Source organism: Streptomyces sp. YS-3 (assembly GCF_045257485.1).
Taxonomy (GTDB): Bacteria; Actinomycetota; Actinomycetes; order Streptomycetales; family Streptomycetaceae; genus Streptomyces.
Map to the genome: position 1 here is coordinate 1 of NZ_JBJHPC010000216.1, position 11,133 is coordinate 11,133.

Sequence of the window (11,133 nt, forward strand, 5' to 3'; positions counted from 1 at the left end):
CCTCCCCCTCGGCCGCTTCGTCCCCCACGGCCCGCGCCGCGTCGAGCCAGACGTATCCGGCGAGCCGGCCGGTGGTGCGATCGCGGCGGTACGAGAAGTGGTCCATCGATTCGAGTGTGCACACCCCGGACGCCTGCCGGTCGGTCACCCCGAGCGCCGCGAGCTGCGCGTGCACCCCGGCGGTGACGTCCACCGCGGGGGTTCCCCAGCTGGTCTCGGACCAGGCGGCGGGCTCGGCCGCGGCGACCTCGTCCCGCATCTCCGCCGGGACCTCGTAGCACCTGCCGCAGACGGCGGGCCCGGTCCGCGCGGTGATCCGGGAGGGCTCCGCCCCGAGCGAGACCATGGCCCCGACCGCCGCGGGCACCACGCCCGCGACCATCCCGGGCCGCCCCGCGTGCGCGGCGGCCACCACCCCGGCGACCGGGTCGGCGAGGAGAACAGGTGTGCAGTCGGCGGTCAGGACCGCGAGGGCGAGCCCCCGACGGGCCGTCACCACCGCGTCCACCGCCGGACTGCGCTTCTCGGCCGTGTCCGCGCCCCAGGGCCCGTCCACCACGGCCACGTCCCGCCCGTGCACCTGGCGCATCCAGACCACCCGGTCCGCGTCGATCCCCAGCGCCTTCGCGCTGAGTCCGCGATTGGTCCGGACGACGTCGGGGTCGTCGCCCACCGCGCCGCCGAGGTTGAGCTCCTCGTACGGAGCGGCGCTCACCCCGCCCCACCGGTCGGTGAAGGCGAAGTGCGCGCCGCTCACGAGGGAGTGCCGCCCTATCACTTCAAGAAGTCCGGGACGTCCAGCTCTTCGGCCTGGCTGTCCTGGTACGGGCGGGCCGTCGGCACCTGCGCCGGGCTGGACTCGCCGGCCGGGGCCGTCTCGACCGGGGCCGGGGCCGGCGGGTCCTCGCGCGGGCTCACGGTGCCGAGCCCGCCCAGCGGGCGCTCGGCCGCGCGGACCGGCGCGGGCTCCTCGCGCTTGGCGGTGGTGGAGCCGAGCACGGTGTCGCGGCGGGCGGGCGGCTGACCGCCGTCGAACCCGGCCGCGATGACCGTGACCCGTACCTCGTCGCCCAGCGCGTCGTCGATGACCGCGCCGAAGATGATGTTGGCCTCGGGGTGGGCGGCCTCGCTGACCAGCTGCGCGGCCTCGTTGATCTCGAAGAGACCGAGGTCCGAGCCGCCGGAGATGGAGAGCAGCACACCGCGGGCGCCGTCGATGGACGCCTCCAGGAGCGGCGAGGAGATCGCCATCTCGGCGGCGGCCACCGCGCGGTCGTCGCCGCGCGCCGAGCCGATGCCCATGAGCGCGGAACCGGCCTCGGACATGACCGACTTGACGTCGGCGAAGTCAAGGTTGATCAGACCCGGGGTGGTGATCAGGTCGGTGATGCCCTGGACACCGGAGAGCAGCACCTGGTCGGCCGACTTGAACGCGTCGAGCACGCTGACCTGGCGGTCCGAGATGGACAGCAGCCGGTCGTTGGGGATGACGATGAGGGTGTCGACCTCTTCGCGGAGCTCGGCGATGCCGTCCTCCGCCTGGTTGGCGCGGCGGCGCCCCTCGAAGGTGAACGGCCGGGTGACCACACCGATGGTGAGGGCGCCGAGCGAGCGCGCGATGTTGGCCACGACGGGTGCGCCGCCGGTGCCGGTGCCGCCGCCCTCGCCCGCGGTGACGAAGACCATGTCGGCCCCCTTGAGGACCTCCTCGATCTCCTCGCGGTGGTCCTCTGCCGCCTTGCGCCCGACTGCCGGGTTGGCTCCGGCCCCGAGGCCGCGGGTCAGTTCACGGCCGACGTCGAGCTTGACGTCGGCGTCGCTCATCAACAGAGCTTGTGCGTCGGTGTTGATCGCGATGAACTCGACGCCCTTGAGACCGACCTCGATCATTCGGTTGATGGCATTGACACCACCGCCGCCGACACCGATGACCTTGATGACTGCGAGGTAGTTCTGCGGTGCTGCCACGTCGAAGGCCTCTCGCCTCGAGTTACGGGTCGTCACGTGCGGGTGTCGCACGGCGACGACGAATGCCGATGTGGGACGGTCCGAACGCCGACCCGAACCCTAACGTTGAAGTTTAGGGTTACCAATGTGTCTGTTCACTGGACTCTTCCGAACAGGACACTAAGTCGACAAGTGGCGCACGTTCAACGAACACGCCGAACCTCCCGTTTTTCTTTTCACCCTATGTGATCACCCGTAGCGATGACCAACCAGGGTGCTGGCCAGCGCATATGTGCGTCAACTCCCCGATACCGCCGGGGCGGTGGGGGCGCTCACATCGAAGTACCGGGCCCTGGGGGCCGCTTTCATGAGGGCGACCAGCGTACGGGCCTTGAGCTCCCCCTCCTCCTCACTGCCCCACAGGACGTTACGCCCGTGGCCCAACTCCAGGGAGACCGCGTCGTAGGAGGTGACCCGCACGAGGCGGGTCTCCTTGGCGACGGCGGGCGGGAGTTCGCCCGCCACCCGTACCGCCGCACGCACCAGCACGTCGGCCGGAAAGCGGCGCAGGGAGGTCGAGTTGTCCGGATTCAGATCGAGCAGCGGTACGTGTGCGGGCGCCTTGGCGACCGTGGCGAACCGCACACCCTTGGCGTCCACTTCGGTGAACTTCGCGCCCTTTTTCATCAGCAGAACGGGCTTGCGCTCGGTGACGTCGAGGGTGATGCCGTGCGGCCAGGAGCGGCCGACGTCCACCGAGTCCAGCCGCGGCAGCTTGCGCAGCAGCCGTGCCTCGATCGCCTCCGTGTCGACCGAGACCAGCGGCGACCCCACCGGAACGGCCGCCGCCGCCTCGACCTCGGCGGGGGTGAGCACCTCGGTGCCGCTGGTTTCCACCTGTTCGACCCGCAGCCAGGTGGAGCCGTACAGCACCCAGACGAGGGCCGCGCCGACGACGAGCGCCGTGGCCAGAATCAGCACCAGCCGGCGCCGGGCGGGCAGCCGCAGCCGCAGCCGCGGTCGCAGCCGGCGCAGGGGACGGCGGGGGCCGGACGGGCCGGACGTGTCCGCCTGCCCCGCCCCGCGTCGTGCGGTCGCCTGTCCGGCCACGGTCCCCTGCCTTCTGCCGCTCCGTCAGCGCGCGGCGATCGCCTCGTACACCATGCCGACGAGCAGGTCGTCGGCGTCCCGGCGGCCGAACTCGGAGGCGGCCCGGGACATCTCGTACAGCCGGTGCGGGTCGGCGAGCACGGGCAGGACCTGGTCCTGCACCCACCCGGGGGTGAGCTCGGCGTCGTCGACCAGCAGACCGCCGCCCGCCTTCACCACCGGCTGGGCGTTGAGCCGCTGTTCACCGTTGCCGATCGGCAGCGGGACGTAGGCGGCGGGCAGCCCGACGGCGGAGAGCTCGGCGACGGTCATCGCGCCCGCGCGGCAGAGCATCATGTCGGCCGCGGCGTACGCGAGGTCCATCCGGTCCACGTACGGTACCGGGATGTACGGCGGCATTCCGGGCATGTTGTCGACGCGCGGCAGTTCGTTCTTCGGGCCGACCGCGTGCAGGATCTGGATGCCGGAGCGCTGGAGGACCGGAGCGACCTGCTGGATCACCTCGTTGAGGCGGCGGGCGCCCTGCGAGCCGCCGGAGACGAGCAGCGTCGGCAGGTTGGGGTCCAGGCCGAACGCGGCGCGCGCCTCGGGGCGGACCCGGGCGCGGTCGAGGGTGGCGATGGAGTGCCGCAGCGGGATGCCGATGTAGCGGGCGCCGCGCAGCTTGCTGTCGGGCGTGGCGACGGCGACCCCGGCCGCGTACCGCGAGCCGATCTTGTTGGCCAGGCCGGGGCGGGCGTTGGCCTCGTGGACGACGATCGGCACCCCGAGGCGCTTGGCCGCGAGATAGCCGGGCAGCGCCACATAGCCGCCGAAGCCGACGACGCAGTCGGCCTTGGTGCGCTCCAGGATCTGCTCGGCGGCCTTGATCGTGCCGCGCAGCCGCCCCGGGACCGTGATCAGTTCGGGGGTGGGCCTGCGGGGCAGCGGGACGGCCGGGATGAGCGCGAGTTCATAGCCCCGCTCGGGGACCAGCCGCGTCTCCAGGCCCTTCTCCGTACCGAGGGCCGTGATCCCCACGGTCGGGTCCTGCCTGCGCAGGGCGTCCGCGAGGGCGAGCGCGGGCTCGATGTGGCCGGCGGTCCCCCCACCGGCGAGTACGACATGCACCGAAATTCACCGCTCTCCGGACGGACGCTTCTTGACGCGCCGTCTCATCGACTTCCAACTCACCCGAGGCTGCCGCATGGCCAGCGCCGCCCGCGCCGCGGGGTCGTCCCGCGCGAACGCGATCAGCAGCCCCACGGCGAACATGGTCGGCAGCAGGGCGGACCCACCGTAGGAGAACAGCGGGAGCGGGACCCCGGCGATCGGCAGCAGGCCGAGCACCGCACCGATGTTGATCACGGCCTGGGCCACGATCCAGGTGGTCACACCTCCCGCGGCGTACCTCACGAAGGGGTCCTCCGTGCGTCCGGCCACGCGGATACCCGCATAGCCTAGAGCCGCGAACAGGGCGAGCACCGACAGTGTGCCCGCCAGGCCCAGTTCCTCACCGGTGATGGCGAAGATGAAGTCGGTGTGGGGTTCGGGGAGTTGGCCCCATTTCTCCACACTCGCACCCAGGCCGGAACCGAACCATCCGCCCGAGGCGAGCGCGTAGATCCCGTGGACGGCCTGCCAGCACTGGTCCTGCGGGCCGGGGTCGGTGGCCCCGATGCAGGCGAGCCGGCCCATCCGGTTGGGGCTGGTCTTGATGAGGATCACGGCGATGGTCGTGGCCACCGCGAGGACGCCGCCGAAGAGCCGGGTGGGCGCCCCGGCGAGCCACAGCAGCCCGAAGAGGATCGCGCAGAGGATGATCGCGGTGCCCATGTCGCCGCCGAGCATGATCAGCCCGAGCAGCAGGAACGCCACCGGGACCAGCGGCACCAGCATGTGCTTCCACTGGGTGAGCAACCGCTTGTCCTGCTTGCGGGCGAGCAGGTCCGCGCCCCACAGGATCAGCGCCAGCTTGCCGAACTCACTGGGCTGGAGCTGGAACGGGCCGCCCAGGTAGATCCAGTTCTGGTTGCCGTTGACCGACATCCCTATCCCGGGGATCTGCACCAGGACCATCAGGAAGACGGTCACCACCAGCAGCGGGTACGACAGCGCCCGGTGCAGCTTGGCGGGCATCCGGGCGGCCGAGAACATCAGCGCCCCGCCGATCAGGGCGGCGAGGAACTGCTTCCGGAAGAAGTACGAGGCCGGCAGCGACAGCTCCAGGGCCTTGATCATCGAGGCCGAGTAGACCATCACCAGACCGAGCACGGTGATCAGCAGCGAGCTGCCGAGGATCAGGTAGTACGCGGTCAGCGGGCGGTCCCAGCCCCGCCGGGCCTGCTCCAGGAGCCGCCTGGGGCCGCCGCCGCGGGGCCGTGGCGGGGTGCCGCTGCCGCCGCCGCGCCGGACCGCGGGGCGGCGCGGCGAGGCCGCGGCACGGCTGCGCAGGACGAGCCCGGGCGGGGTCGCTTCGGCCGGCATGTGTGCTGTCCCCTCCAGTCGTGCCCGGCGCCGCCGGTCCGCGGGACGGGTCCCGGCCGGCTAGGCGCGCTCGGCGGCGAGTTCGCGGACCGCTTCCGCGAAGGCCTCGCCGCGCTTGTTGTAGTTGGTGAACATGTCCATCGAGGCGCAGGCCGGGGCCAGCAGGACCGTGTCCCCGGGCTTCGCGAGCCCGGCCGCCTCGCGGACCGCCGCGGACATCGCCCCAGTGTCGGTCCGGTCGAGGTCGACCACCGGTACCTCGGGGGCGTGTCGCGCCAGCGCTTCGGCGATCAGGTGGCGCTCGGCGCCGATCAGGACGACCCCGCGCAGCCGCTCGGCGGACCCGCGTACCAGCTCGTCGAAGGAGGCGCCCTTGGCGAGGCCCCCGGCGATCCAGACGATCGAGTCGTAGGAGGCGAGGGAGGCCGCCGCGGCGTGGGTGTTGGTCGCCTTGGAGTCGTCGACGTAGGCGACCGAGTCCACGTCCGCCACGTGCGCGATCCGGTGGGCGTCGGGCGTGAACGCCCGCAGTCCGTCCCGTACGGCCCTGGGCTCGACGCCGAAGGCACGGGCCAGGGCCGCCGCCGCGAGGGCGTTGGCGATGTTGTGGGGGGCCGCCGGGCTGACGTCCCCCACCTCGGCCAGCTCCTGGGCGTTCTTCTGCCGGTCGGCGACGAAGGCGCGGTCGACGAGGATGCCCTCCACGACGCCGAGCTGGGAGGGGCCGGGGGTGCCCAGGGTGAAGCCGATCGCCCGGCAGCCCTCCTCGACGTCCGCCTCGCGCACCAGGTCCTCGGTGGCGGGGTCCGCCGCGTTGTAGACGCAGGCGACGGTGTTGCCCTCGTAGATCCGGCCCTTGTCGGCGGCGTACGCCTCCATGGAGCCGTGCCAGTCGAGGTGGTCGGGCGCCAGGTTGAGCACGGCGGCCGAGTGGACGCGCAGCGAGGGCGCCCAGTGCAGCTGGTAGCTGGAGAGCTCCACGGCGAGCACGTCGAGATCCCCATAGGGCTCCTCGCCGAGCACCACGTCGATGATCGGCGTGCCGATGTTGCCGACGGCGGCGGTGCGCAGGCCCGCCGCGCGCAGGATGGAGGCCAGCATCTGCGTGGTGGTGGTCTTGCCGTTGGTGCCGGTGACCGCCAGCCAGGGGGCCGGTTTCCGGCCGTCCAGGTCCCGCAGCCGCCAGGCGATCTCCACGTCCCCGACCACGTCCACGCCCGCCTCGGCGGCGGCGGCGAACAGCGGGGAGTCGGGCTTCCAGCCGGGCGAGGTGACGACGAGACCGGTCCCCTCGGGGAGGGTGGCCGCGTCTCCCAGACGTACGGAGATACCTTCCTCCGCCAGCCCGGCCGCGCGCTCCCGGTGGCTGGCGGAGTCGCCGCCGTCCACGACCGTCACCACGGCGCCGAGACCGGCCAGGGCGCGGGCGGCGCTGACGCCGCTCACCCCGAGACCGGCGACGGTGATCCGCATGCCCTGCCAGCTCTGACTCACTTGTCGGCTGCCCATCCCGCGTAGAAGAGACCCAGACCCACGATGACGCACATGCCCTGGATGATCCAGAACCGCACCACCACAAGGACTTCGGACCACCCCTTGAGTTCGAAGTGGTGCTGGAGCGGGGCCATCCGGAAGACGCGCTTCCCGGTCATCTTGAACGAGCCGACCTGGATGACCACCGACATGGTGATCATCACGAAGAGGCCGCCGAGCAGGGCGATCAGGAACTCGGTGCGCGAGCAGATCGCGAGACCGGCGAGCGCGCCGCCGAGCGCGAGCGAACCGGTGTCGCCCATGAAGATCTTGGCGGGCGAGGTGTTCCACCACAGGAAGCCGAAGCAGGAGCCCATCAGGGCCGAGGCGACCACCGCGAGGTCCAGCGGATCGCGCACCTCGAAGCAGGCGTTGGGGTTGGTCAGGGTCTGCGCGTTGGCGCAGGACTCCTGGAACTGCCACAGCCCGATGAAGGTGTACGCGCCGAAGACCATCACCGACGCGCCGGTGGCCAGGCCGTCCAGACCGTCCGTCAGGTTCACGCCGTTGGACATGGCGAGAATCATGAACAGCGCCCAGATCACGAAGAGGACGGGCCCGATGGACCAGCCGAAGTCGGTGATGAAGGAGAGCTTGGTGGAGGCCGGGGTCTGGTGCCGCTTGTCCTCGAACTGGAGGGACAGCACGGCGAAGGCGATACCGACGATCAGCTGGCCGGCCATCTTCGCCTTGGCCCGCAGACCCAGCGAACGCTGCTTGACGATCTTGATGTAGTCGTCCAGGAAGCCGACCAGGCCCATGCCGGCGGTCAGGAAGAGCACCAGCAGACCCGAGAAGGTCGGGTCCTCGCTGGTGATCACCTTCGTCGCGGCGTACGCGATGAGCGTCGCCAGGATGAAGGCGATGCCGCCCATGGTGGGCGTGCCCTTCTTGCCGGCGTGGCCGCGCGGGCCGTCGTCGCGGATGAACTGGCCGTAGCCCTTGCGGGCGAGCAGCTTGATGAGCAACGGGGTGCCGACCAGCGTCAGGAAGAGACCGATGGCTCCCGCGAAGAGGATCTGCCTCATCGGGCGGCGACCTCGCCCTCGACGCCACCGTCGAGCAGCGCGAGTGCCACCCGTTCCAGGCCGACCGACCGCGATGCCTTCACCAGCACGACGTCACCCGGGCGCAGTTCACTGCGCAGCAGGTCGACGGCCGCCTGTGCGTCGGACACGTGCACCGACTCCTCACCCCACGAACCCTCGTTATATGCGCCCAGTTGCAGCCAGGACGCTTCCCGGTCCCCGACTGCCACGAGCTTGCTGACGTTGAGCCGGACGGCGAGCCGTCCGACCGCGTCGTGCTCGGCGAGCGATTCGTCGCCGAGCTCGGCCATCGGACCGAGCACCGCCCACGTACGTCCACCCCTGGCCCGGGCGGCCTCGCCCATGGCTGCGAGCGCGCGCAGGGCGGCTCGCATGGACTCGGGGTTCGCGTTGTAGGCGTCGTTGACGACTGTCACACCGTCCGGACGCTCGGTGACCTCCATACGCCAGCGGGAGAGGGTGCCCGCCTCGGAGAGCGCGCGGGCGATCTCGTCTGCGGACATGCCCAGCTCATGGGCGACGGCGGTCGCGGCGAGCGCGTTCGACACGTGGTGCTCACCGTACAGGCGCAAGGTCACGTCGCTGCACCCGGAGGGTGTGTGAAGCCTGAAGGAAGGCTGTCCGGCTGCTGTGAGCCGGACATTCTCGGCACGTACGTCCGCGTCCTCGGCCTCGCCGAACAGCAGGACGCGCGCCTTGGTGCGCGATGCCATGGCCCGCACCAGCGGGTCGTCGGCGTTCAGCACGGCGCAGCCGTCCTCCGGCAGCCCCTCCACCAGTTCGCCCTTGGCCTGGGCGATCTGCTCCCGGCCGCCGAACTCGCCGATGTGCGCGGAGCCGACGTTGAGGACGAGTCCGATCCGCGGCGGGGTCAGACCGGTCAGATAGCGGATGTGGCCGATCCCGCGCGCGCCCATCTCCAGGACCAGGTGGCGGGTCTCGGAGGTCGCGGTGAGCGCGGTCAGCGGCAGGCCGATCTCGTTGTTGAGCGAGCCCGGCGTGTAGACCGTGGGCGCGTGCCGCTGGAGCACCTGCGCGATCAGGTCCTTGGTGGAGGTCTTGCCGGAGGAGCCGGTGAGCGCCACCACGTCGGTGCCCAGGCGGCGTACGACCTCGCGGGCCAGTGCGCCGAGGGCGCCCTGGACGTCGTCGACGACGATCGCGGGCACGCCGACGGGCCGGGTGGCCAGTACGGCCACCGCGCCCGCCTCGTACGCCACGCGCGCGTAGTCGTGGCCGTCGGCGCGCTCGCCCGCGAAGGCGGCGAAGAGGGAACCGGGCGCCACGGCGCGGGAGTCGATGACCACGGATCCGGTGACCTGGGCGGACGGATCCGGTATGTCGTGCGACTGCCCGCCGACGATTTCGGCGATCTCGGCGAGGGAGAGGGCGATCACTGCTTCATCCCTGACTGTTCTTGGCGGTGTTCGATCGCGGCCCGCAGGACCAGACGGTCGTCGAAGGGGCGGATCACCCCGTGGGTGTCCTGGCCCTGTTCATGGCCCTTGCCCGCGACCAGGACGGTGTCGCCCGGCTCGGCGCGGGCCACGGCCGCGGCGATGGCGGCGGCCCGGTCGGCGTCGACCAGGACGTCACCGCGCTCGTGCACGGGCACCTCGGCGGCGCCCGCGAGCATCGCCGCGAGGATGCCGAGCGGGTCCTCGGAGCGGGGGTTGTCCGAGGTCAGTACGGCGGTGTCGGCGAGCCGGGCGGCGGCGGCGCCCATCGGCCCGCGCTTGGACCGGTCGCGGTCCCCGCCGCAGCCGAGCACGATGTGCACCTTGCCGCGGGTGACCTTGCGCAGCGAGCGCAAAACCGATTCGACGGCGTCCGTCTTGTGCGCGTAGTCCACCACCGCCAGGAACGGCTGGCCCGCGTCCACCCGCTCCAGCCGGCCCGGCACACCGGGCACGGCGGCCACGCCGTCGGCGGCGGTCTGCGGGTCCACGCCCGCGACGGCCAGCGTGACGATCGCGGCGAGGGTGTTGGCCACGTTGAAGGGGCCGGGCAGCGGGGCGGTCGCGGAGATCCGCTCGTCCTTGGGCCCGACGACCGTGAAGGTGGAGCTGTCCTGACGTACGTCCACGTCCTCGGCACGCCAGTCGGCGTCCGGATGGCCCTCGGCCGAGAAGGTGGTGACCGGGATCTCGGACTCGGTCACCAGCCTGCGGCCGTACTCGTCGTCGAGGTTCACCACCCCGACCCGGGCGCGCCGCCGCGTGAACAGCTGCGCCTTCGCCCGGAAGTAGTCCTCCATGTCGGAGTGGAACTCCATGTGCTCCGGGCTGAGGTTGTTGAAGACGGCGACGTCGAAGACGCAGCCGTCGACCCGGCCGAGCACCAGGGCGTGGCTGGAGACCTCCATGGCGACCGACTCGACCCCGCGCTCGCGCATCACCGCGAACAGGGCCTGGAGGTCGGTGGCTTCGGGGGTGGTCCGCTCGGACTTGATGCGCTCGTCGCCGATGCGCGTCTCGACCGTGCCGATCAGACCGGTGCGGTGCCCGGCCCCGCGCAGCCCGCCCTCGACGAGGTACGCGGTGGTGGTCTTCCCCGAGGTGCCGGTGATGCCCAGTTGGAGCAGGTCCCGGCCGGGGTGGCCGTAGATCTCGGCGGCCAGGCCGCCCATGACGCCGCGCGGGTCCTCGGTGACCAGGACCGGCAGGCCGGTCGCGGCGGCGCGTTCGGCGCCCGCCGGGTCGGTGAGGACGGCGGCGGCGCCCAGACCCGCGGCCTGGGCCGCGAAGTCGGCGCCGTGGAAGCGGGCGCCGGGCAGGGCCGCGTAGAGGTCGCCGGGGCGCACCGCGCGGGAGTCGTGGGTGATCCCGGTGACCTCTCCCGCCCCCGGGCTCTCGGCTCCCAGCCGCTCGGCCAGCTCGCTCAGGGTCGTCGGGCGGCCCCGGTCCGGACGGGGCGCTCCCGGCTGGTGCGCGGGCGCGTCCTGCGGGGCGGTTCGGTACTGATCAGCGTGTGGCACGGCGGTGAGCGTACCGGGCGCACCCGCCGGGTCGCCAAAAGAGGGGGGCGG

Annotated in this window: 9 protein-coding genes; all 9 read right to left on the reverse strand. The window is 72.0% G+C overall.

The genetic code is table 11. The features are described 5' to 3' along the window. Positions 1-757 (reverse strand): peptidoglycan editing factor PgeF (gene pgeF / locus ACJA3G_RS18815; protein WP_406554167.1); only part of this gene is annotated, 757 nt, incomplete at its 3' end. Between the two features lie 17 nt (positions 758-774). Continuing rightward, a complete protein-coding gene (gene ftsZ, locus ACJA3G_RS18820; protein ID WP_406554168.1) occupies positions 775-1,968 on the reverse strand; it encodes a cell division protein FtsZ in 1,194 nt (397 codons plus the stop codon). Positions 1,969-2,244: 276 nt separating this feature from the next. Continuing rightward, entirely contained in the window at positions 2,245-3,057 is an 813-nt protein-coding gene (locus ACJA3G_RS18825; RefSeq protein WP_406554169.1) for a cell division protein FtsQ/DivIB, read from the reverse strand. A gap of 24 nt (positions 3,058-3,081) precedes the next feature. Beyond that, positions 3,082-4,167 carry an undecaprenyldiphospho-muramoylpentapeptide beta-N-acetylglucosaminyltransferase gene (gene murG, locus ACJA3G_RS18830; protein ID WP_406554170.1) on the reverse strand — a complete coding sequence of 362 codons (1,086 nt, stop codon included), beginning with the start codon at positions 4,165-4,167 and terminating at the stop codon, positions 3,082-3,084. A 6-nt stretch (positions 4,168-4,173) separates the two neighbouring features. Continuing rightward, on the reverse strand, positions 4,174-5,523 hold the full coding sequence (ftsW, locus tag ACJA3G_RS18835; RefSeq protein ID WP_406554171.1) for a putative lipid II flippase FtsW: 1,350 nt from the start codon (positions 5,521-5,523) through the stop codon (positions 4,174-4,176). A 60-nt stretch (positions 5,524-5,583) separates the two neighbouring features. Next, positions 5,584-7,032, reverse strand: a complete 1,449-nt coding sequence (gene murD / locus ACJA3G_RS18840; protein WP_406554172.1) for a UDP-N-acetylmuramoyl-L-alanine--D-glutamate ligase — start codon at positions 7,030-7,032, stop codon at positions 5,584-5,586. After that, positions 7,014-8,084: a phospho-N-acetylmuramoyl-pentapeptide-transferase gene (gene mraY, locus ACJA3G_RS18845; protein WP_283143831.1), complete on the reverse strand. Its 1,071-nt coding sequence runs from the start codon at positions 8,082-8,084 to the stop codon at positions 7,014-7,016. The genes murD and mraY overlap by 19 nt, the downstream gene beginning before the upstream one ends. After that, complete coding sequence (gene murF, locus ACJA3G_RS18850) at positions 8,081-9,502, reverse strand: UDP-N-acetylmuramoyl-tripeptide--D-alanyl-D-alanine ligase (RefSeq protein ID WP_406554173.1); 1,422 nt, start codon at positions 9,500-9,502, stop codon at positions 8,081-8,083. The genes mraY and murF overlap by 4 nt, the downstream gene beginning before the upstream one ends. Then, complete coding sequence (locus ACJA3G_RS18855) at positions 9,499-11,082, reverse strand: UDP-N-acetylmuramoyl-L-alanyl-D-glutamate--2,6-diaminopimelate ligase (protein ID WP_406554174.1); 1,584 nt, start codon at positions 11,080-11,082, stop codon at positions 9,499-9,501. The genes murF and ACJA3G_RS18855 overlap by 4 nt, the downstream gene beginning before the upstream one ends. Between the last annotated feature and the right edge of the window lie 51 nt (positions 11,083-11,133).